Source organism: Aliirhizobium smilacinae (genome assembly GCF_006335145.1).
Classification (GTDB): Bacteria; Pseudomonadota; Alphaproteobacteria; order Rhizobiales; family Rhizobiaceae; genus Neorhizobium; species Neorhizobium smilacinae.
In genome coordinates this window covers 234,621-254,496 of record NZ_VDMN01000001.1, presented here as the reverse complement: position 1 = coordinate 254,496, position 19,876 = coordinate 234,621, and the positions used below count along the sequence as shown (strand labels likewise).

The following is a 19,876-nucleotide window of genomic DNA, read 5'->3' as shown; positions in this document are numbered from 1 at the left end:
CAGGGTTTCCCGGCCTATTTCAGCATTTTATGAAAAATGTTCTCGAATGACAGTTTGATGACTGGTCGTCGGGAGTAAATCGCCTTACACTCTCCTCATTCACCATCGCAGGAGGAGGCGTTTGCGTGATGTCCATTGATCTGAGTGAAAAGATTTATACCCAGCCAAATCTGCGGCGGGGCAGGCATGGTGATGTACCATACCTGAGGCTTGTCTATTCTTTCAACGACGACCTGGTTGGCAACGATGATGGAGAACCCGAAAGGGCCGGCTCCTTTGTTATTGCGATCCTTGCCGTTGCATCGGCGTCGATGTTCACTGCGGTGTGGTTGTTGATCCACAGCTTGCTCTGACGGCTTTGCGCTTGAAAGGATTTCCGCTTCTGCACGTCGTCGGTTATGGATAGCCGATGACGACAAAGACATTTACCGCCCTGACTCCGCCGGAACCCACAGATCCTGTTCAGCGGGCATTCCTCGGTGTCGAGCGTTCTTCCGCCGGCCAGCGCTGGATGTCCCGCCTCGACCAGGCGGCGCAGAACCGTGCGCTCGCGATCGCGCAGGTCCATGGTATTCCGGAAATCGTCGCCAGAGTTCTGGCCGGGCGAGGTGTTGCGCTTGATGACGCGCCAGCCTTTCTCGATCCGACCATCCGTTCGCTGATGCCTGAACCCTTTTCGCTGACCGATTGCGACAAGGCCGCCGCTCGGATCGCCTCTGCAGTGCGCAATCGCCAGCGCGTGGCGATCTTCGGCGATTATGACGTGGACGGCGCATCGTCATCGGCTCTCGTTTACCGCTTCCTGCAACATTTCGGCGTAGAGGCCGAGATCTACATTCCCGATCGCGTTTTCGAAGGGTATGGCCCGAACGTCGCGGCCATGGAGCAGTTGATCGAGCGTGGAGCCGGTTTGATCATCACGGTCGATTGCGGCTCCACCAGCCACGAATCGCTGGCTGCCGCAGCCGCCAAAGGCTGCGACGTGGTCGTCATCGACCACCACCAGATAGGCACAGAGCTGCCGAAAGCGGTTGCTCTCGTCAATCCGAATCGCGAAGACGATCTGTCGGGGCAGGGGCATCTCTGCGCCGCAGGCGTTGTCTTTCTTGTCCTGGTGGCGACGGCGCGTCTTCTGCGCGAGCAGGGCGACCGGCGCGCGGCAAGCCTTGACCTTCTCTCGTGGATCGATCTGGTGGCGCTTGCGACGGTTTGTGACGTGGTGCCGCTCAAGGGGCTTAACCGCGCCTATGTGGTCAAAGGCCTTGTCGCCGCACGCCATATGTCAAATGCCGGCCTGGCTGCTCTGTTCAGGAAGGCCGGTTTATCCGGTCCGGTCACCCCCTATAATTTTGGCTTTCTGATCGGTCCGCGCATCAATGCCGGTGGGCGAATCAGCGATGCCGCACTCGGCAGCCGCCTGTTGACCCTCGACGATGATACGCAGGCGGAAGAGATTGCCGCCCGCCTCGACGAGCTCAATCGCGAGCGGCAGGCGATGGAAGCCGCAATGCTGGCCGAGGCGGAAGCCGAAGTTCTGGCCGAATACGGTGACGGTGAAGGCGCCAACGTGCTCGTCACCGCACGCGAGGGCTGGCATCCCGGAATCGTCGGATTGCTGGCGGCTCGGCTGAAGGAAAAATTCAAGCGTCCGGCTTTTGCCATCGCTTTCGATCCGTCCGGCAAGGGCACTGGCTCCGGCCGCTCGATCAACGGTTTCGACATGGGGCATATGGTGCGCGCTGCCGTGGAGATGGGGCTGCTGGTCAAGGGCGGCGGCCATGCGATGGCCGCAGGTCTCACAGTCGAGCGCGGAAAACTTGGTGCACTGCGGGCATTCTTCGAGGAAAGCGCTGCATCGCGTGTACCTTCTCTGGTCTCGAGCCATTCGCTGAAGATCGACGGTGCCCTTTCGGCATCCGGTGCAACACTGGACCTGTTCGATCAGCTGGAAAAGGCAGGCCCCTACGGATCGGGCCATCCGCAGCCGATCTTCGCCATTCCTTCCCATCGCCTGAAGGATGTCCGGCCTGTGGGAACGGCCCACATCAAGATCACACTGGAAGCCATGGATGGCTCGCGTCTTGACGGCATCGCCTTCCGCGCCGCCGACACGCCGCTGGGCGATCTCTTGATGAAGTCTCGTGGCATGCAGATCCACGCCGCCGGAACCCTGAGCGCCGACTACTGGCAAGGCAGCAGGCGCATTCAGTTGCGCGTTCTGGACGCGGTGTCGGCAAAGTAACTCGTCTATTTATTCCGGGGGAAAGAGAAGGTGGTACGCCCTAGGGGAGTCGAACCCCTCTTACCAGAATGAAAATCTGGTGTCCTAACCGATAGACGAAGGGCGCATACGCTTCGTGGCGCCTTCTTAGGGGTAGCGCTCGAAGACCGCAAGTGAAAAATGCGGTTTAAGGATGTTATATTCACAAAAAATCAGACATCCGCCTGACCGAATTCTATTTTGTGAACAAAGGCTTGGGGGGGGGAGGAAGTGGTACGCCCTAGGGGAGTCGAACCCCTCTTACCAGAATGAAAATCTGGTGTCCTAACCGATAGACGAAGGGCGCATACGCTTCGTGGCGCCTTCTTAGGGGCAGTGCTCGAAGACCGCAAGTGAAAAATGCGATCTGGAGACGCTATTTGCGCAAAAAAACAAATATTCGCCGAAACGAATTACATTTTGCGAACAAAGACTTGGGGGAAGGAAGTGGTACGCCCTAGGGGAGTCGAACCCCTCTTACCAGAATGAAAATCTGGTGTCCTAACCGATAGACGAAGGGCGCATACGCTTCGTGGCGCCCTTATAGAGAGGTGATTTATTTCCCGCAAGCTGCAAAGCGATCTTTTTTGCAAAAAAATGACAGTCCGGAAAGGGCTGTGGAAAATCCAGATAATGCACGTGAAATCAGCAGCTTATCATGTTCCCATTTGCGTCGTTTCCGCAGGCTACGGGCGTGCCGGTGCTGAATACGCTGCGCGTCATGGCGTTCACGCCGCCTGTCGGCATGGGGCTTGCCGCCGGGTAGGGTGAATCGAGCGCAGCCGATGCCATGGTTGTTGCCGGTGCAGCTGCCGGGCCGTGCCCGGAGAAGATGCTGACGCTGCCGGCGCGAACGCCTGTCGGCTCCGTCACGGCGCCAGCGATCGAGGTTGGTGCGGAAGGATACATCTGTGTCAGGGCGTTCTGGGCAGGCTTGCCACCCGCCGGGGACCGGATACCTGATGCGGGTATTGCGTTCTGGGCAAGCTTGCGACCATGTGCAGTCGTCACCATCGGATCGACATAGGTGCCGGATGCGGTCGGTCCTTCTTTGGCCAGGATGGCAGTCGCATCCTCGGGCGTCTCTGCCTCGGCTACTTTTTGCGTCGTGGCGCAACTGCCGAGCATAGTCACCAAAAACCCCGTGATGGCGATCTGCCTGATGACAGTGCCTGCGGAAGAACGTGAAAAACGGATGGATGAAATGGTCGCCAACGCTCTGGCCTTTCCGGCTGGTGATGCAGATTGAAGCCGCGAATCGCGTGTCTTTAATCATCACCCTCAAGCTTGCGCGGACCCGGAGCGCGGTAGGCGGCGCATGATGCGCCGCCTCTTAAGGTTATTTACCAGCTGCCGATATTCGGCGCGGAGGCCCACGGCTCGGCGACTGGAAGATTGCCGCCCTTCTGCAGGATTTCGAACGAAATGCCATCGGGAGAACGGACAAAGGCCATGCGGCCTTCGCGCGGCGGCCGGTTGATCGTCACGCCGTTCTTCTGCAGATGCTCGCAATAGTCATAGATATTGTCGACCTCGTAGGCGAGGTGGCCGAAATTGCGGCCGCCCGTATAGTCCTCGGTGTCCCAGTTATAGGTCAGCTCAAGGCAGGGTGCCTGAGTCTCGCTTGCCTGATCGACATCTTCGCTTGCTGCGAGGAAAACGAGGGTGAAACGGCCCTTTTCGTTGTCGGTCCGGCGGATCTCTTTCAGACCCAGTAGAGTTGTATAAAAATGAAGGGAGGCATCCAGGTCTTTGACCCGGACCATTGTGTGGAGATAACGCATTTGGATCCCTCGATTTAAGCGGTTTTGCCGCCTCGGATATGGAACAGCCGCCAGCTTGGAGCAAGCCACCGCAAATAGAAAGGCCGTGAATAACAAGAACACAAGACTTGCGCTGGACGGTTGGCGCAATGTTAATCTATCCTCTAAGAATCAGTTAACCGTCATGTGTGGCGCGTAACCGAGGGGCCGACAGGTATGGCAGACAGAATGTCATCTAAGGGCATTGCCAGTTTCGAAGAATTTGCGGGCGAACCGGTCGATCTGATCGAGGTCACCGGCGTCGTGAAATGGTTCGATGTGGCAAAGGGCTTCGGATTTATCGTGCCGGATAACGGCATGCAGGATGTGCTGCTGCACGTTACCTGCTTGCGTCGCGACGGGTACCAGACCATTCTGGAAGGCACGCGCATCGTCGCGATGATCCAGCGACGCGATCGCGGCTACCAGGTTTTCCGCATCCTTTCCATGGATCAGTCGACGGCAGTGCATCCTTCACAGATGCCGCCTGTGCGTACCCACGTTCAGGTAACCCCGACAAGCGGTCTGGAGCGTGCGCTGGTCAAGTGGTTCAACCGCACCAAGGGGTTTGGCTTCCTGACGCGCGGCGAGGGGACAGAAGACATCTTCGTCCATATGGAAACGCTGCGCCGCTTCGGTCTGGCCGAATTGAGACCCGGTCAGGTCGTGCTGGTGCGCTTCGGACCCGGAGAAAAGGGCTTAATGGCCGCAGAAATCCATCCCGACAACGTTGCACCCGCGAGTCGATCCCACTGATGTCTGCAACTGTACCGTCTAAAATCCAAAATGCAGTGAGAGGCGCCTCCATGGCGCTTTTCTTCGTTTTCGTCGCTGCTGCGCCACCCCAGCAGACGGCACAGGCTCAGACGCAACAGAACATCGTCTTCCCGAAATCCGAGCTATCGATTCGCACCGCGGGCGGAAAAATCTACCCGTTCACAATTGAACTTGCGGTTGATGATCCGCAGCGCGAACGCGGCTTGATGTTCCGCAAGCAGATGGATGCTGACCACGGCATGCTGTTTGATTTCGGCACCGCGCGCCAGGTATCCATGTGGATGGAAAATACCGTGCTGGCGCTCGACATGGTCTTCATACAGCCGGATGGCACGATCTCCCATATCACAGAAAATGCCGTTCCCTTTTCCCGCGACATCATCGATTCGCGTGGTCCGGTGAAATACGTGCTGGAACTTAATGCCGGCCGCACCAAGGCGCTGGGCATCAAGGTCGGCGACAAGGTGATTGGCAAGCCGCTCCATAACGGCGGCTGAACTTCCTCATCAGCGCAGCGGTAACGCAAAATCCAAAACCGATTGAGAATTTGATACGCGCTTACAAAGCGTTATCGAGCACTGGTCGCACCATTTCTATGAATTGGTGCTCAAACGCTTGGAAAATGAGAATTTTTGGGAAGAACTTGGTCGGAGTGGAGAGATTCGAACTCCCGACCCTCTGGTCCCAAACCAGATGCGCTACCAGACTGCGCTACACTCCGTCCTAAGGTGCAGGCGAGATACACGGTTCCTGTGCAGGCCGCAACTGCTAAAATGGACATTCGCCAAGACAGTTTGATCTCGAACAGCTTTAATGGGCTTGTGCCAGCGTTTTGTACGCGCTTTTGTCGGCAACTGGAGAGGCTCTGGCAGTCAGAGTCTGTCTCTTCTGCCTATCTCGGTCGGAGAATCAGGTGGGAAGTTACAGAATTCGCTTCGCCAGTCCCGGTCCGCCGCCTCGGTCTGGTGGGTGGTGAGGCGAATTCTGTTAGATAAATCTAATATAAAATGCGACCAAATCCAACCCTGCTGGTCGCCAAAATCTCTTCGATGAAAAATCTTGATGGCAATCATGGCCTCCGGTTGGTGGTTTTTGCTCTTTTCGTCATCTAAGAAGGATTGTCGTTTCATCAGCGGATGCCCATCATGCCAACCTTGCTTTCCGTCAATCTCAATGCGGTCGCCATGCTGCGCAATCGCCGTGATCTGCCCTGGCCAAGCGTCGAGAATCTGGGGCGGATCGCGCTTCAGGCGGGTGCGTCAGGACTGACGGTCCATCCCCGACCCGACCAGCGGCATATCCGCTTTTCCGACCTGCCGGTGATCCGGGCCTTGACCGATGACGAGTTCCCGCAGGCGGAGTTTAATATCGAAGGGTATCCGAGCGAGGATTTTCTCGATCTTTGCGAGCGGATCGAACCCGAGCAGGTCACGCTCGTGCCGGATGACCCGTCACAGGCGACCTCCGATCATGGATTCGATTTCCGCCGTGACGGCGAGATGCTCAAGCCGATCGTCGCCCGTCTGAAAAAGTCAGGCATGCGGGTCTCGCTGTTTGCCGATGGCGATGGTGATCTGGAAGCCGTCGAACTGGCCAAGGCGACCGGGGCAGATCGTATCGAGCTCTATACCGGTCCCTATGGCGGCTGCTTCGACGATCCGCAGAAGGCAGCAGACATCCTTGCGGATCTGGGCAAAACCGCAGATGCCGCGCTTGCTCTCGGTCTGGGCGTCAATGCCGGTCACGACCTGATCGTCGCCAACCTGCCGGCGCTGGTCAAACGTATTCCGCATCTGGCGGAAGTGTCGATCGGCCACGGACTGACCGCTGATGCACTGGAATTCGGCATGGCCGAAACCGTTCGCCGCTTCCGCCGCGCCTGCGGCCAGACCGTGTAGGCAATTGCGGTCGCGCCAGTATGGACACGCCTTCGACCGGATCGACCTGAATTGGATTAGTGCTATGCGCTCAACGCATTTGTTCTTGAGGATTGTCAACCTAAGTCACTGTTGATGCGGTTCCCTTGGTTGGGAACGGCATCTGGGCATGCTGCCTTGCAGCATGGGTTGTCAGTTGCCAACAGAAAGAGCGCTCAAAGTGACCAAACATAGGATTGTCGTCGTCGGCGGAGGTTTTGGAGGAGTCCAGACTGTTCACGGGCTGAAAGGCACCGGGACTGAAATAACGCTGATCGACCGACGCAATCACCATCTGTTTCAGCCGCTTCTCTATCAGGTCGCCACCACCTTGCTCGCCACCTCGGAAATCGCCTGGCCCATCCGCCGACTTTATCGCGACCGGCCGGATGTCACCACCATTCTCGACGAAGTCGTGGATGTCGATACGACGGCGAGGCTGGTGAAGCTGAATTCCGGTCAAGAGGTTCCCTATGACACGCTGGTTCTGGCAACCGGCGCGCGGCACGCCTATTTTGGCCGCGACGAATGGGAAAAGCTGGCGCCTGGCCTGAAAACGCTGGAAGACGCAACGACCCTGCGCCGACGTATCCTTCTCGCCTTCGAGCACGCGGAGATGGCGGAAAAAACCGCCGATCGCGACGCGCTTCTGACGTTTGCAATCATCGGTGCCGGCCCGACCGGTGTCGAGATGGCCGGAACGATCGCCGAGCTGGCGCAGGAGGTTTTGGCCCCCGAATTCCGCAGGATCGATACGAAGCGCACGAAGGTCATGCTGATCGAGGCCGGACCGCGGGTACTCGCAGCTTTTTCCGAAGACCTTTCCACTTATGCCCAAAGCGCTCTGGAGAAGCTCGGCGTCGAAGTCCGTGTCGGCCAGCCGGTGACCGCCATCACCGAGGACGGCGTCACCGTCGGCGAAACCTTCATCCCGTGCCGCACCGTGATCTGGGCCGCCGGCGTGCAGGCATCTCCCGCCGCACAATGGATCGGCGCCGAGGCGGACCGGGCAGGGCGGACAATCGTCGGTCCTGATCTCGCGATACAGAATGATCCGAACATCTTCGTCATCGGCGATACGGCCTTCGTCAAACAGGAAAACGGCAAGCCGGTTCCCGGCATCGCGCCTGCTGCCAAGCAACAGGGTTCCTACGTCGCCAGGGTCATCAAGGCGCGGCTGGCGCACAAAACGGCGCCTGCTCCCTTCAAATATTTCCATCAGGGCAGCCTGGCGACGATCGGCAAACGCGCCGCCGTCATCGATTTCGGCAAAATCAAGCTGAAGGGTGGACTTGCCTGGTGGATATGGGGGCTCGCCCACATCTACTTCCTGATCGGCACACGATCGCGGCTCGCGGTCGCCTGGAGCTGGTTGTGGATCTATCTGTCCGGCCAGCACAGTGCGCGTCTCATCACCCAGAAAGAGACGTTGAAGGACGAGGCTTAACGAGGGCTCTGCCTACACGATAGGCTTGTCGCTCTCCTCCGTCATCCTAGGGCTTGTCCTTAGGATCTATTCACATCGCAAAAAAAATGAACCGTAGCAGCCCCTCGGGACAAGCCCGAGGGTAACGGCTGCGTTGAGCCGTAAACTCATCGAGAAATCAGACCACCACGCCGGTGCGCACCGTGTTGAGCGTCAGCTTGCGCTCGGCGCGCTCCTGCTGCGGCGAGCGATTATAGACCTCGCGATAGCATTTGGAAAAATGCGAGGCGGAAACGAAGCCGCAGGCGACGGCCACTTCGACCACCGGCATGGATGACTGCACCAGGAGATGGCGGGCACGGTCCAGCCGGATCTCGAGATAATAGCGGGCAGGGGAGCGTCCCATTTCCTGGCGGAACAGCCGTTCGATCTGGCGACGGGACAAGCCGGCATCGTCGGCGATCTCGATCAGCGACAGCGGTTCCGCCAAGTTGTTTTCCATCAGTTCGATGATCGAGAGCACCTTCGAATTCTGCACCCCGAGACGGGCCCTCAACGGCAGGCGTTGACGGTCATGCGGGTTGCGCACCCGGTCGGTCAACTGCTGCTCGCAGATACGGTTGACGAGGTTGTCGCCGAAATCCTGACCGATCAGGTTGAGCATCATGTCCAGCGAGGCGGTGCCGCCGGCGCAGGTGTAGAGATTGCCGTCGACTTCATAGAGATCGGCATAAACTTCCGCCTGCGGAAACGCCTCGGAGAAACCGGGAAGGTTCTCCCAATGGATGGCGCAACGCTTGCCGTTGAGCAGGCCTGCCTGGGCCAGGACATGCGCGCCGGTGCACAGGCTGCCGACGGCTATGCCGCGATTATAGGTCTCGCGCAGCCAGGCGTTGACGGACTTGTTGTTGAATTCCTCGACATAGATGCCGGAACAGACGAGAACCATGTTGGGCCGGCTTTCTCCGCCGAGATTTCGCCGTTCGTCCGCCAGCGACGAATTGACCTCTATGCCGATGCCGCTCGACGAATATACCTTCTGGCCATCGGCGGAACAGAGCCGCCAAGTATAGGCGGAATATCCGAGCATACGGTTGGCGATGCGCAGCGTTTCGATCGCGGCTGAAAACGGCAGCATGGTGAAGTGCGGGACGAGAAAGAAGACGATCGCGCGCTTCTGAACCTGTGGCTTGCTGGTAAGATCCATTGTCGTAGTTCCCCTTGCCGCCGCTTGATGCGGTCTTGCATTGCTTCAAAAGCGACATTCGCATGGACACAATTGATTACAAGAGCTTTTGACGACAGGGAAATGGCATATTTGCGACATCCAGGCGTCGCACTCGTGATAGGCCATCGGTTTTCAGCTATTTCAGCCTATTGCCGGAATGCGACATGGTCCGCAGCAGCAAGCTGGCGGACCATGTTTATTGTTCGGATTTCATTGTCGCCGGAAATGTCCGGCCGGTAAAACGGGGCATCCCCGCTCCGGCCATCACTTGCCGGTCGTTGTCGGCCAGCCGATATCCTTGCGGATTTCCTGTGGAAGTCCTTCAAGCATGCGTTCCGTCTTGCGACGGTTCCAGGCTGCAGCTGCGCGCTCGAACAGAGACATAGCCGGTTCCGGACGAGTGTTGCGGGGCTTCGATGGAGCGCCTAGGCGGCGCTGGTCGAGATAGGTGATCGTGGTCATGTTATTTGCTCCTTGGGTGTTTCTATCCTGTTTCACGGACGCCTTCCGCCGGGAGAGCGGACAACGCCAATTCATCAATCGGTCAGATGCTTGCGGCGGAACTCATTTGTTTTGGTTTTCAACCGACGCCTGCATTTGACAATTTGCAGTATCCTCCCGGTTTGACATTCAATCAAACGAAATGATATGGTGCTTATGTTCAGAAAAATTGATAGGTGTTCCGATGACCGTACCGTTCCGCACACCGCTTCCACTCCTCGATAACGATGTCCTGCGCACCTTCGTCGCCATTGCCGAGACAGGCAATTTCTCGACGGCTGCCGATGTCGTACTGCGAACGCCTTCCGCGGTCTCGATGCAGATCAAAAAGCTGGAAGAGCAGCTGAAATCGACGCTCTTCCTGCGCGATGCCCGTTCGGTCACGCTCACACAGCATGGAGAGATTTTGCTGTCTTATGCCCGGCGGATGCTGGCGCTCTCCAACGAGGCCGTGTCGCGCTTTGTCATGCCGGAACTCTCCGGCGTCGTGCGTCTCGGTGCCCCGGACGATGTATCCGAAAGGCTTCTGCCGAAGATCCTGAAGGATTTCGGCGAGCATTTTCCCGGGATAATGGTCGATGTCACCGTCGACCAGAGCCTGTTGCTGCGCAAGCGCATGGAGGAGCAGCGGCTGGATCTGGCGCTGATCAACTGCGCCACACGGCCGTTCCCGACTGTCGGCGAGATCATCCATACCGAAAAGCTGGTCTGGGCCGGCGCCAAATGCGGCAATGCCTATCTGCGCGATCCGCTTCCGGTTTCTGTCTGGGAAGAAGGCTGCGTCTGGCGCAACGATGCGCTGTCGCAGCTGGACAAGCAGAAGCGGCCTTATCGTATCGCCTATGCCAGCGCCCACACGATGGCGCAGCGTGCCGCGGTTGTCTCCGATCTGGCGATCGCGCCGTTCCCGCTTTCCTACATCACCGGCGACATGCAGATTCTCGGGCCCAAGGAAGGCATGCCGGATCTCATCACCTTCGACATCCGGCTTTTGACAGCGCCAAACCTGTCGGTTCCCGCCAAGGCGGTTGCCGAAAGCATCAGGGATGCCTTCTCGTCGCTGGAATCCGTCGCGGCTTAAACGCAGATATTTCAGAGAATTATCAGGCGCTGTTCACGTATCGCGTGAGCGGCGCCTTCTGCGTCCACCGTCTCCGCCTGCATCCGCAGCGCCCTTTCGTTCCGGCAATGTGACAACCAGAGCAAGGTTCGGAAAGGCATCGACCTTGTTCGGCAATGCCATCGCGGCAACGAAATGCTCCTGGAATTTCGGTTCCAGCGCAGTCTCGATTTTCTCGATCTGCTGGACAGTCCTTTCGATTTCGCGCCGGTAGTCGCGGTTGAGCAGACACATCCGGGCTCCCGTGCCCGCCGCATTGCCGACGGCCTTCACTTTGTCCAGATCGCAATCGGGGATCAGGCCCAGCACCATCGCATATTTCGGGTCGATGAACGTGCCGAAGGCGCCGGCAAGCCCGATCCGGTCCACGTGGTCCATGCCCTGTTTGTCCATCAGCAGTTTGACGCCGGCATAAAGGGCGGCCTTGGCAAGCTGGATGGCGCGCACGTCGTTCTGCGTTACCGTGATCCTCGGCGTGCCATCATGCAGCAGGTAGGAGAACGTGCGACCGTTTTCGAGGATGCGCGGGCTGCGACCGGCCATTGCTCCATCGACGACACCGTCTTCGGAAATGATCCCTGTAAGAAACATTTCGGCGATGACCTCGATGATCGCGGAGCCGCAGATGCCCGTCACGCCGACCTGCGCTACGCCCTCGGCAAAACCCGGCTCGTCGGACCAAGGCTCCACGCCGATTACCCGGAAACGCGGTTCGAGTGTGAGCGGGTCGATGCGCACACGTTCGATTGCGCCCGGTGCCGCCCGCTGGCCCGACGAAATTTCCGCGCCTTCGAAGGCGGGCCCTGTGGGCGAAGATGCGGCAACCACGCGGGCACGATTGCCGAGCACGATTTCCGCATTGGTGCCGATATCCACCATCAGCATCATCTCGTCTTGCCGATGCGGCCCTTCGGACAGCGTTGCGGCGGCTGCATCGGCCCCCACATGCCCGGCAATGCAGGGCAGAAGATAGGTGCGTGTGCCGGCATTCATCGGCAGGCCGATTTCAGCCGACTTCACCTCGACAGCACCGGAAACAGCAGGTGCAAACGGCGCGCCACCGAGTTCGGTCGGGTCGATGCCGAGAAACAGATGATGCATGATCGGATTGCCGACAAACACGCTGTCGAGAATGTCCGTGCGAAAAATCTCGCCATCTGCGCAGACTTTGTCGATCAGCCCGTTCAGAGCCTCGCGTACGGCCTCCGTCATCGCGGCGCGCCCGTCAGGATTCATCATCACATAGGAAACCCGGCTCATCAGGTCCTCGCCGAAGCGGATCTGTGGATTGGACGTGCCGGCCGACGCCACCGTACGGCCGGATAGAAGCGACGACAGGTGCATGGCGATCGTCGTCGAGCCGATATCACAGGCGATCCCGTAAGCCTCGTTCTTCAGACCCGGATAAAGCGCGATCAGGCGAGGGCGCTCGTCTTCGCGGTCCTTGTGGATCGCAGCCGTCACCTTCCATTCGCCCTTGCGCATGATCTGCTGCACCTGCGGGATGATATGGAAATCGACCTCGACATCATCGAAATGCCAGTCGGTCGAAAGCGCCAGTTTCAGCCGGTCGAGATCACCGAGCGGCTTTTCCATGTCGGGTTCCTCGACCTCGACATAACACATGCGCACCGCCGGATTGCGGTCGAAAACCCGCTCGTCGGCAGCCTTGCGCACCACCTGAGCGTTGATGACAGTATCCTGCGGCACGTCGATGACCAGATCACCTAGAATTTGCGTCGAACAGGAAAGCCTGCGTCCATCGGGCAGTCCGCGCACCCGGTCGTAACGCTCCTCTTTCGGCCCGACCTGCGAGAGGTGGTCGACTGACGAGGTGATCCCGTGTTTGGCGAAATTGCCTTCCTGCACCGAGATCTGACAGCGCCCGCAGGTCGCCCGCCCGCCGCACACGCTCTCGACATAGACCCCGAGTTGCCGCGCGGCTTCGAGCACCGGCGTGCCGACAGCAAACCGGCCACGCTTGCCGGACGGCATGAACAGGACGAGGGGATCTCGTTGGGAAAGGTCTGCCATTCTTGTTTGCCTACTCCGTCGCCGCACCTGCGCCCGCCCGTGCGGCCCGTCCGCCACGGCGACCACCGCTGGTCGATGGGGCAGGGCTGGCCGCCGCCGCGCCGCCTTCGGCAGGCTTATAGTCGCGATAGGTCATGATCCAGTTCGTGCAGTTCTGGTCGGTGCCATTTAGCACATTGGCGGCGCGTACCGCCTCCATTTCCTGCGGCCGGCACGGGTTCATGATCGCGCTCGTCATGCCGGCGCCGATCACCATCGGAATGAAGCCGGCATTGATCCCGTGACGATGCGGAAGGCCGAAGGAAATGTTCGATAACCCGCAGGTCGTGTTGACCTTCAGCTCCTCGCGCAAGCGCCGCAAAAGCGCGAAGACCTGCCGGCCCGCATCGCCCAGCGCGCCGATCGGCATGACCAGCGGATCAACGACGATATCGTGCGATTTGATCCCGTAATCCGCGGCGCGCTCGACGATCTTTTTCGCCACCGCAAAACGCACGTCCGGGTCCATCGAGATGCCGGTCTCGTCATTGGAGATTGCCACGACCGGTACGTCGTATTTCTTGCAAAGCGGCAGGATGGCTTCGAGTTTTTCCTCCTCGCCGGTGACGGAGTTGACCAGCGGCCGACCCTTGGCAATCTTCAGCGCCGCCTCGATTGCAGCCGTCACCGAACTGTCTATCGACAGCGGCACGTCGACGAGCCCCTGGACGATTTCCAGCGTCCGTACCAGCAGGCCCGGCTCCGTTTCGTTCGGGTTTACCGAAGTGACCCCGGCATTGACGTCGAGCATCGTCGCGCCCGCGGCCACCTGTTCCAGCGCATCCCTGATGACCGTGTCGAAATTGCCCGCGATCATCTCGGCAGCGAGTTTCTTGCGCCCCGTCGGGTTGATCCGCTCGCCGATGACGCAGAAGGGCTGGTCGAAACCGATGATGACTTCCCGGCTTGCGGATGCGACGATGGTGCGGGTCATATCTTTCTCCGGCTGTTGGGAAGGCTGATTGTCGAATGCTGGTTGGGTTCAGGCGCTTTCGCGGCCGCCGGCCTTTACCAGCGCCACGAGTTTTTCCTTGTCGTATGCTGCTTCCAGCTCGGCAGCGGCCCTGTCCGCCTCAGCTTCCAAATCGTCGGACACCGGAACCGAATCGGCCTTGCGCCATTCGGCGAGATAATCGTCGGTTTCGGCAGCACCCGTGCGCATGGCACACATATCGATCGCCTCGGTGAAACGTAACGAAAGCTCGCGCTTGGCGGTCTGTCGTCCCTTCTTGATGATTACCTGAGCCGGGATATCCCGCCAGAAGACGACGATGCGATCCGCCATGAATTCCTCCGTATGACCATGTTGAACATGCACCGGCCTTTCCGTTCGCTCTGTGCTTCACACGACGTAGCGGCAAGCAAAAAACGACGCCGTTCGGTATTCGTAACGTTTTGCATTGCATGGATCCGACAAGGCTTCACGCCGATCGCATCGCCGAGGTCAGATCGCCATAGCCGGTGAAGCGATATTCGTATTCCAGCCCGAGATAATCCGCCGCCTCCTGCGCCTTGCGCTTCAAGTCTTCGTCCTCTTCCTGCGAGAGATAGATCAGCTTCCTGTAATTGCCGAAATACATCGGTTTCAGCTCGGGATGGCGATCAAGGCCGAGCGGCTCAATGACGAAAGCGCGGAATTGGCGGGCGAGAAAATCGGTCAGGAAAAAAGCAAGCAGATCGTCGTCCGCCTTGTCGTTGAACGCATCGTTGCCGGAAAAGAACGAATAGCAATGCGGTCCTTCGATCCGGTCAATGCCCTCGCGCTCGCAGAGCCGGTCGATCTCGCCGCCGGTGCCGCAATCGGCATAGGCAAAGAAGATGCGTGAAAAGCCGCTTTTGCGTGCTGCGGCGACCGCTTTTTCCAGTCCTGGAACGATCTTCTGCGGGTAGGCGTGCCAGATCGCGGGCAGACAATTGAGGTCGATATGGTCGAGCCCCTGTTGCCGGGAAACAGCGATAATTTCCCTTGCGATCGCTCCACACGCAATCACGTGAACTTTTTCGCGATTGGAACGTTCCATAGCCGGAAAATCACTTTCCGACACAATTTGATCCTTACCCATCGGAGTATTCCACCATGACGGCCAAGACAGTTACAGTTATCGCCGCACTCTTCGCGACCACGATTTCGCTCACCTCCTGCGGCAACACCATCCGCGGAATGGGCCAGGATACGGCAAATACCGTGAATGCCACGCAGGACGCCGGCCGTCGTGTAGACCGCGCCGCGGCTCGATAAGTTCGGTGCCGCCGTGTCCACGGGCACGGCGGCAAACCTTCAGCCGACCGCGCCGAGACTGTTGTGCCGGCGAGAGAGAAAATCCTTGGCGGTCTCCACCGCAATCGCCGCGTCTCGGCAATAGGCGTCGGCACCGACAGCCTTGCCAAATTCCTCGTTCAGCGGCGCTCCGCCCACCAGCACGACATAATCGTCGCGAATGCCCTTTTCCTTCAAAGTGTCGATCACGACCTTCATATAAGGCATGGTCGTGGTCAAAAGCGCCGACATGCCGAGAATATCCGGCTTTTCGCGTTCGATCGCGTCGAGATAGTTCTCGACCGGATTGTTGATCCCGAGATCGACGACGTCGAAGCCGGCACCTTCCATCATCATGCCGACGAGATTTTTGCCGATGTCGTGAATGTCGCCTTTTACAGTGCCGATCACCACCTTGCCGAGCTTTGGCGCACCGGTTTCGGCAAGAAGCGGCCGCAGGATGAACATCCCCGCCTTCATTGCATTGGCAGACAAAAGCACCTCCGGCACGAAGAGAATGCCGTCGCGGAAATCGATGCCGACGATGCGCATGCCCTCGACAAGCGCCTTGGTCAGGACGTCATAGGGCGTCCAGCCGCGCTCGAGCAGGATATTCGTCGCTTCCTCGATCTCCTCCTTGAGGCCGTCATAGAGATCGTCATGCATCTGCTGAACAAGTTCTTCGTCGGAGAGCTCCGAAAGAATGATGTCGTCGTCTGACATGAATTCTCTTCCCTGATTTGAGGCGATGTTCCGGATCGCGTTACACCCGCAACTATGTCTAGCCTCATTTTGTTTCGCAATTTCTTTCGTAAGCGACGTTGCACGTCGGAAAGCGACACCTGTCGCGACAGAAGAGAATGTCTGTCTCGCACAAGTGCGTGGCGCAGGAAGGCAGAAGAGGACTTGTCTGGAGGCATAGCATGGCGCATCAAAAGACAAAGTGACGCAAGGTGAGGACGATCATGGACGACATCAGCCAGCAGACGGACGCAGGCGGTTCCGGACGGCGCGGCCGCGGCGAACGCGGTGCAGCCGGCAGGCGTGCGGCGCGCACCGGTGGAGGCCCCGGCGCATCCTTGCCCTATATCACCCGCAAGATCGGAACCTACGAGGCTCTCGACGAAGAAGGTCTGGAACTGATCGAGCGTAACGCCGATACAATCCTGGAGGAGATCGGCATCGAGTTCCGCGACGATGAGGAAGCGCTGCAACTATGGGCCAAGGCCGGCGCCGATGTCCGCGGCAGCCGCGTGCATTTCCCCAAAGGCCTTTGCCGAGAACTGTTGAAAACCGCGCCGAAGGAATTCACCTGGCACGCCCGCAATCCGGAACGCAGTGTGCATATCGGCGGCAAGGCCACGGTCTTCGCTCCCGTCTACGGCCCGCCCTTCGTCCGCGATCTTGAAGGCAATCGCCGCTACGCGACGATCGAGGATTTCCGCAACTTCGTAAAACTTTCCTACCTTGCACCCTCGATGCATTCGTCCGGCGGCACGGTCTGCGAGCCGGTGGATGTTCCGGTCAACAAGCGCCATCTTGATATGATCTACAGCCATATCAAATATTCCGACAAGCCGTTCATGGGCTCGGTCACCGCGCCGGAACGCGCCGAAGACACGATAGCCATGGCAAAGCTCGTTTTCGGTGATGAATTCGTCGAGAACAACTGCGTCACGCTCAACCTCATCAACGCCAACTCGCCGATGGTCTTCGACGGCACCATGCTCGGCGCGCTGAAAGTCTATGCGCGGCATAATCAGGCTTCGGTCGTCTCGCCCTTCATCCTGTCGGGCGCCATGAGCCCGGTCACGGTCGCTGGCACGCTGACGCAGATATTGGCCGAAGTTTTGGCCGGTGCCGCAACCACCCAGCTGATTCGCCCCGGCTCGCCCGTTCTGTTCGGAACCTTTGCTGCCTCCATCTCGATGCAGTCGGGAGCGCCGACCTTCGGCACGCCGGAACCCTCACTGGTATCCTATGGAGCCGCCCAGCTCGCCCGTCGTCTCGGCCTGCCGTTTCGCACCGGCGGCTCGCTTTGTGCCTCCAAGGTCCCGGATGCACAGGCGGCGCACGAATCGGCCAATACGCTGAACATGACGCTTCTGGCGGGCACGAATTTCGTGCTGCATGCAGCCGGCTGGCTCGAAGGCGGCCTTGTCTCGTCCTACGAGAAATTCATGATCGACCAGGATCAGCTCGGCATGATGCAGAAGATGGCCGAAGGCATCGACCTGTCGGCCGAGGGGCAGGCGCTCGATGCTATCCGTGAGGTTGGCCCGGGTAGCCATTATCTCGGTTGCGCCCACACCCAGGCGCATTTCCAGACGGCCTTTTATCGCTCGGCGCTTGCCGACAACAATTCCTTCGAACAGTGGGAAATCGAAGGAGCCAAGCGCATCGAAGACCGCGCCAACGCGCTGTGCCGCTCATGGCTCGACAGGTATGAAGCCCCGCCGCTTGATCCGGCGATCGACGAGGCCTTGCTTGCCTTCATCAAGGGTCGCAAGGATTCGATGCCCGACGCCTTCACCTGAAGAGAGCCCGAGGCCGCCAGGGAGCAAGGCGGTGCGAGACAGGTCGCTGATTTCATTCAGGGCAGCGTCTGGCGACCACATTACGAATACAAGGGGCCGCGCTGAAACCATGAGCGGCACCCACCCTATCCGTCGCGAGATCGAAGCCGCCCTGAACTCGAGCTGTATCCTGGTCCGCGGCACGGTGGATTTTGCAGCGGGCGAGGGGCCTATGCTGGCGAGTGGCAGTCACGCCGCCTCGGTGGTCTTGATCGGCAATGTCGGTGGCTCGATCTGGCCGGCCTTTTCTCGATGGAAGCAGACCTATGATGGCCCCGATCCACTCGACACATGGTCGAAGGAGATCATTTACCCGCTGGCGCAAACACTTGGCGGCACCGCCTATTTCCCCTCCGATCCTCCATGGCAGCCATTTCAGCAATGGGCGATGCGCGCGGAAGGGTTGAAACCCTCGCCGCTCGGTATCCTCATCCATCCCGAATACGGCCTCTGGCACGGTTATCGCGGCGCGATCGGCTTCGCGGAGCAGATTGGACGGGACGATATGGCTGATGCTGTCACCGTTGGGAGACATGCCTGTGACCATTGCCACACGAAACCGTGCCTGACGACCTGTCCCGTCTCAGCCATCCGCCCTGATCCTGCTGACTTTGCCGTTTGCGCCTGTCAAAGCCATCTGGTCACGGAAGAAGGGCAGAGCCGTTGCATGATCTCCGGCTGCCTCGCACGCAATGCCTGTCCGATCGGCGCCGCATACCGCTACCCGCCGGACCAGCTGAAATTCCACATGCAGGCCCTGAAGTGAGACGCGTCACAATGGACATTGCGTCTGCGAATTGACGCGCTACATTTATGAGGCCTGACATATAAAGCCATCTGGGAGGAGTGACTGAATGAAACGTATGTGGCCTGACGAATATGACTACGTACTGAACGACGCCGAGGAAGTCGTGCTGGAGGCCCCAGCCTCGGTGGACGAGGATGGCCTGGAGGTCGAAGCGATCCACCGGTCGGCACTGAAAGTTCGCTTGTCACAGCAGGATTTCGAGCGGATCTGGCCGCTGGCCGAGACCCGTTACCGGCTGGATGGACGGTTTTCCGGCAAGGCGATCACGTTGATTACCAACAATCCGCATTATCACACCTGGCATCCGGCCGATGGCGGATCTGTGGAGGGCGTCTCCGACAGCGGCGTCAAATACACGACAAAATACGTCGTCGCCTATTTCCTGCTCGACGACGTGCGAGAGCCCGCCGTTCCAGCCTGATCGGGCTCACTGACCATTGCAAATGTGGCGACCTGCCAGATATCGGCCGGCCCCTGATGATAGGGGTCGGCCGTTGCTTTATCTCGACAGAGGCACATCGCAGATTTTTTCACCGGTCACCCAAGGATTTTCTCGCATCCAGCGTCTAAGCTTGAAATGACAGAGAAGCGGACGCGACGAGCTTGAACGCCGAGATCTTCCAGAAAGCGTGCGAAGGTGACCGGGATGCGTTCTCGACACTGATCGAAACGCATTACGATTTCATCCATGCGGTCGCCTGGCGGTGGTGCGGTACCGCAAATGATGCGGAAGACATCACCCAGGATGTCTGCCTCCGGCTGGGCAGGGCCATCCGTGGCTTCCGCGGCGCTTCAACCTTTCGCACCTGGCTCTACACATTGACGCTCAATGCTGTCCGGGATCACCAGCGCCGGACCGCCCGCCGCAGCCGCGACGAGCAACGGCTCGCAAAAGATCCGCTTTATGCCGCGGCGTCTTGTGAACGCGATGATGGCGGAGATGACACTCTCTGGACGGCTGTTCGCACCTTGCCGGAAAAGCAGCGCGATGCGGTCCTGCTCGTTTATGCCGAAAGGCTCAGCCATGCGGCAGCGGCGGATGTGCTCGGTTGTTCCGAAAAGACCGTCTCCTGGCACCTGCACGAGGCCCGCAAGCGATTGAAAGACCTTTTGAACAGGGAGGCAGTCTGAC

The 19,876-nt window shown here is 59.1% G+C and carries 21 protein-coding genes and 4 tRNA genes; 12 read left to right on the top strand and 13 right to left on the bottom strand.

Features of this window, described 5'->3' with window-relative positions; all coding sequences use genetic code 11:
* The first annotated feature begins 128 nt into the window (after positions 1–128).
* Both FHP24_RS01180 and recJ read left to right on the top strand, forming a co-directional pair.
* Positions 129–353, top strand: coding sequence for a hypothetical protein (locus FHP24_RS01180; protein WP_139671727.1), 225 nt, complete (start codon positions 129–131; stop codon positions 351–353).
* 56 nt (positions 354–409) lie between these two features.
* Positions 410–2,242 carry a single-stranded-DNA-specific exonuclease RecJ gene (gene recJ, locus FHP24_RS01175; RefSeq protein WP_180355847.1) on the top strand — a complete coding sequence of 611 codons (1,833 nt, stop codon included), beginning with the start codon at positions 410–412 and terminating at the stop codon, positions 2,240–2,242.
* 31 nt (positions 2,243–2,273) lie between these two features.
* Here the strand turns inward: recJ and FHP24_RS01170 are convergent.
* The 5 genes from FHP24_RS01170 to gloA form a co-directional block, all read right to left on the bottom strand.
* Positions 2,274–2,348: transfer RNA gene (locus FHP24_RS01170), tRNA-Glu, on the bottom strand.
* Between the two features lie 144 nt (positions 2,349–2,492).
* Positions 2,493–2,567, bottom strand: a tRNA-Glu gene (locus FHP24_RS01165).
* A 141-nt stretch (positions 2,568–2,708) separates the two neighbouring features.
* Positions 2,709–2,783 (bottom strand) — tRNA-Glu (locus FHP24_RS01160).
* Positions 2,784–2,905: 122 nt separating this feature from the next.
* A complete protein-coding gene (locus FHP24_RS01155; protein WP_139671725.1) occupies positions 2,906–3,394 on the bottom strand; it encodes a hypothetical protein in 489 nt (162 codons plus the stop codon).
* Between the two features lie 209 nt (positions 3,395–3,603).
* On the bottom strand, positions 3,604–4,044 hold the full coding sequence (gene gloA / locus FHP24_RS01150; RefSeq protein WP_139671722.1) for a lactoylglutathione lyase: 441 nt from the start codon (positions 4,042–4,044) through the stop codon (positions 3,604–3,606).
* A 195-nt stretch (positions 4,045–4,239) separates the two neighbouring features.
* On the opposite strand from gloA, the gene FHP24_RS01145 reads away from it, so the two are divergent.
* Together FHP24_RS01145 and FHP24_RS01140 are read left to right on the top strand one after the other, a co-directional pair.
* The gene (locus tag FHP24_RS01145) at positions 4,240–4,818 is read left to right on the top strand and encodes a cold-shock protein (RefSeq protein ID WP_139671719.1); all 579 of its coding nucleotides are present in this window, start codon (positions 4,240–4,242) and stop codon (positions 4,816–4,818) included.
* 50 nt (positions 4,819–4,868) lie between these two features.
* The gene (locus FHP24_RS01140; RefSeq protein WP_246091559.1) at positions 4,869–5,336 is read left to right on the top strand and encodes a DUF192 domain-containing protein; all 468 of its coding nucleotides are present in this window, start codon (positions 4,869–4,871) and stop codon (positions 5,334–5,336) included.
* Positions 5,337–5,483: 147 nt separating this feature from the next.
* Here the strand turns inward: FHP24_RS01140 and FHP24_RS01135 are convergent.
* Positions 5,484–5,560 (bottom strand) — tRNA-Pro (locus FHP24_RS01135).
* A gap of 424 nt (positions 5,561–5,984) precedes the next feature.
* Here FHP24_RS01135 and FHP24_RS01130 point away from each other — a divergent pair.
* Both FHP24_RS01130 and FHP24_RS01125 read left to right on the top strand, forming a co-directional pair.
* Positions 5,985–6,737: a pyridoxine 5'-phosphate synthase gene (locus FHP24_RS01130; RefSeq protein ID WP_139671712.1), complete on the top strand. Its 753-nt coding sequence runs from the start codon at positions 5,985–5,987 to the stop codon at positions 6,735–6,737.
* A gap of 199 nt (positions 6,738–6,936) precedes the next feature.
* Positions 6,937–8,202, top strand: coding sequence for an NAD(P)/FAD-dependent oxidoreductase (locus tag FHP24_RS01125; RefSeq protein ID WP_139671709.1), 1,266 nt, complete (start codon positions 6,937–6,939; stop codon positions 8,200–8,202).
* Between the two features lie 157 nt (positions 8,203–8,359).
* On the opposite strand, the gene FHP24_RS01120 is transcribed toward FHP24_RS01125, so the two are convergent.
* Together FHP24_RS01120 and FHP24_RS01115 are read right to left on the bottom strand one after the other, a co-directional pair.
* Positions 8,360–9,388: a GlxA family transcriptional regulator gene (locus tag FHP24_RS01120; RefSeq protein ID WP_139671705.1), complete on the bottom strand. Its 1,029-nt coding sequence runs from the start codon at positions 9,386–9,388 to the stop codon at positions 8,360–8,362.
* A gap of 285 nt (positions 9,389–9,673) precedes the next feature.
* Positions 9,674–9,871 (bottom strand): hypothetical protein, encoded by a 198-nt coding sequence (locus tag FHP24_RS01115; protein ID WP_139671702.1) that lies wholly within the window; start codon positions 9,869–9,871, stop codon positions 9,674–9,676.
* Between the two features lie 181 nt (positions 9,872–10,052).
* On the opposite strand from FHP24_RS01115, the gene FHP24_RS01110 reads away from it, so the two are divergent.
* A complete protein-coding gene (locus FHP24_RS01110) occupies positions 10,053–10,991 on the top strand; it encodes a LysR family transcriptional regulator (RefSeq protein WP_394344581.1) in 939 nt (312 codons plus the stop codon).
* A gap of 33 nt (positions 10,992–11,024) precedes the next feature.
* Here FHP24_RS01110 and FHP24_RS01105 read toward each other — a convergent pair whose 3' ends face one another.
* The 4 genes from FHP24_RS01105 to FHP24_RS01090 all read right to left on the bottom strand — a co-directional run bounded on the left by FHP24_RS01105 (position 11,025) and on the right by FHP24_RS01090 (position 15,166).
* Positions 11,025–13,064 carry an ASKHA domain-containing protein gene (locus FHP24_RS01105; protein WP_139671696.1) on the bottom strand — a complete coding sequence of 680 codons (2,040 nt, stop codon included), beginning with the start codon at positions 13,062–13,064 and terminating at the stop codon, positions 11,025–11,027.
* Positions 13,065–13,074: 10 nt separating this feature from the next.
* Positions 13,075–14,037: a methyltetrahydrofolate cobalamin methyltransferase gene (locus FHP24_RS01100; RefSeq protein WP_139671692.1), complete on the bottom strand. Its 963-nt coding sequence runs from the start codon at positions 14,035–14,037 to the stop codon at positions 13,075–13,077.
* A 48-nt stretch (positions 14,038–14,085) separates the two neighbouring features.
* Entirely contained in the window at positions 14,086–14,388 is a 303-nt protein-coding gene (locus tag FHP24_RS01095) for a virulence factor (protein WP_139671688.1), read from the bottom strand.
* Between the two features lie 136 nt (positions 14,389–14,524).
* The gene (locus FHP24_RS01090; RefSeq protein ID WP_139671685.1) at positions 14,525–15,166 is read right to left on the bottom strand and encodes a DUF1638 domain-containing protein; all 642 of its coding nucleotides are present in this window, start codon (positions 15,164–15,166) and stop codon (positions 14,525–14,527) included.
* A gap of 14 nt (positions 15,167–15,180) precedes the next feature.
* On the opposite strand from FHP24_RS01090, the gene FHP24_RS01085 reads away from it, so the two are divergent.
* Positions 15,181–15,342: an entericidin domain-containing protein gene (locus tag FHP24_RS01085; protein ID WP_139671681.1), complete on the top strand. Its 162-nt coding sequence runs from the start codon at positions 15,181–15,183 to the stop codon at positions 15,340–15,342.
* A gap of 39 nt (positions 15,343–15,381) precedes the next feature.
* Here FHP24_RS01085 and FHP24_RS01080 read toward each other — a convergent pair whose 3' ends face one another.
* Positions 15,382–16,083 (bottom strand): corrinoid protein, encoded by a 702-nt coding sequence (locus tag FHP24_RS01080; RefSeq protein ID WP_139671678.1) that lies wholly within the window; start codon positions 16,081–16,083, stop codon positions 15,382–15,384.
* 242 nt (positions 16,084–16,325) lie between these two features.
* On the opposite strand from FHP24_RS01080, the gene FHP24_RS01075 reads away from it, so the two are divergent.
* From FHP24_RS01075 to FHP24_RS01060, 4 genes are all read left to right on the top strand, one after another.
* The gene (locus tag FHP24_RS01075; protein ID WP_139671675.1) at positions 16,326–17,897 is read left to right on the top strand and encodes a trimethylamine methyltransferase family protein; all 1,572 of its coding nucleotides are present in this window, start codon (positions 16,326–16,328) and stop codon (positions 17,895–17,897) included.
* Between the two features lie 109 nt (positions 17,898–18,006).
* Positions 18,007–18,702, top strand: a complete 696-nt coding sequence (locus FHP24_RS01070; RefSeq protein ID WP_139671672.1) for a ferredoxin — start codon at positions 18,007–18,009, stop codon at positions 18,700–18,702.
* A gap of 97 nt (positions 18,703–18,799) precedes the next feature.
* Positions 18,800–19,165 carry a hypothetical protein gene (locus FHP24_RS01065; RefSeq protein WP_139676063.1) on the top strand — a complete coding sequence of 122 codons (366 nt, stop codon included), beginning with the start codon at positions 18,800–18,802 and terminating at the stop codon, positions 19,163–19,165.
* A gap of 182 nt (positions 19,166–19,347) precedes the next feature.
* Complete coding sequence (locus FHP24_RS01060; RefSeq protein ID WP_139671667.1) at positions 19,348–19,875, top strand: RNA polymerase sigma factor; 528 nt, start codon at positions 19,348–19,350, stop codon at positions 19,873–19,875.
* Position 19,876 lies beyond the last annotated feature (1 nt).

Coding starts and splice junctions, on each gene's coding strand:
- FHP24_RS01180 (WP_139671727.1), top strand. CDS start 129: ATGTCCATTGATCTGAGTGAAAAGATTTATACCCAGCCAAATCTGCGG.
- recJ (WP_180355847.1), top strand. CDS start 410: ATGACGACAAAGACATTTACCGCCCTGACTCCGCCGGAACCCACAGAT.
- gloA (WP_139671722.1), bottom strand. CDS start 4,044: ATGCGTTATCTCCACACAATGGTCCGGGTCAAAGACCTGGATGCCTCC.
- FHP24_RS01145 (WP_139671719.1), top strand. CDS start 4,240: ATGGCAGACAGAATGTCATCTAAGGGCATTGCCAGTTTCGAAGAATTT.
- FHP24_RS01140 (WP_246091559.1), top strand. CDS start 4,869: ATGGCGCTTTTCTTCGTTTTCGTCGCTGCTGCGCCACCCCAGCAGACG.
- FHP24_RS01130 (WP_139671712.1), top strand. CDS start 5,985: ATGCCAACCTTGCTTTCCGTCAATCTCAATGCGGTCGCCATGCTGCGC.
- FHP24_RS01120 (WP_139671705.1), bottom strand. CDS start 9,388: ATGGATCTTACCAGCAAGCCACAGGTTCAGAAGCGCGCGATCGTCTTC.
- FHP24_RS01115 (WP_139671702.1), bottom strand. CDS start 9,871: ATGACCACGATCACCTATCTCGACCAGCGCCGCCTAGGCGCTCCATCG.
- FHP24_RS01110 (WP_394344581.1), top strand. CDS start 10,053: ATGATATGGTGCTTATGTTCAGAAAAATTGATAGGTGTTCCGATGACC.
- FHP24_RS01105 (WP_139671696.1), bottom strand. CDS start 13,064: ATGGCAGACCTTTCCCAACGAGATCCCCTCGTCCTGTTCATGCCGTCC.
- FHP24_RS01100 (WP_139671692.1), bottom strand. CDS start 14,037: ATGACCCGCACCATCGTCGCATCCGCAAGCCGGGAAGTCATCATCGGT.
- FHP24_RS01095 (WP_139671688.1), bottom strand. CDS start 14,388: ATGGCGGATCGCATCGTCGTCTTCTGGCGGGATATCCCGGCTCAGGTA.
- FHP24_RS01090 (WP_139671685.1), bottom strand. CDS start 15,166: ATGGGTAAGGATCAAATTGTGTCGGAAAGTGATTTTCCGGCTATGGAA.
- FHP24_RS01085 (WP_139671681.1), top strand. CDS start 15,181: ATGACGGCCAAGACAGTTACAGTTATCGCCGCACTCTTCGCGACCACG.
- FHP24_RS01080 (WP_139671678.1), bottom strand. CDS start 16,083: ATGTCAGACGACGACATCATTCTTTCGGAGCTCTCCGACGAAGAACTT.
- FHP24_RS01075 (WP_139671675.1), top strand. CDS start 16,326: ATGGACGACATCAGCCAGCAGACGGACGCAGGCGGTTCCGGACGGCGC.
- FHP24_RS01070 (WP_139671672.1), top strand. CDS start 18,007: ATGAGCGGCACCCACCCTATCCGTCGCGAGATCGAAGCCGCCCTGAAC.
- FHP24_RS01065 (WP_139676063.1), top strand. CDS start 18,800: ATGTGGCCTGACGAATATGACTACGTACTGAACGACGCCGAGGAAGTC.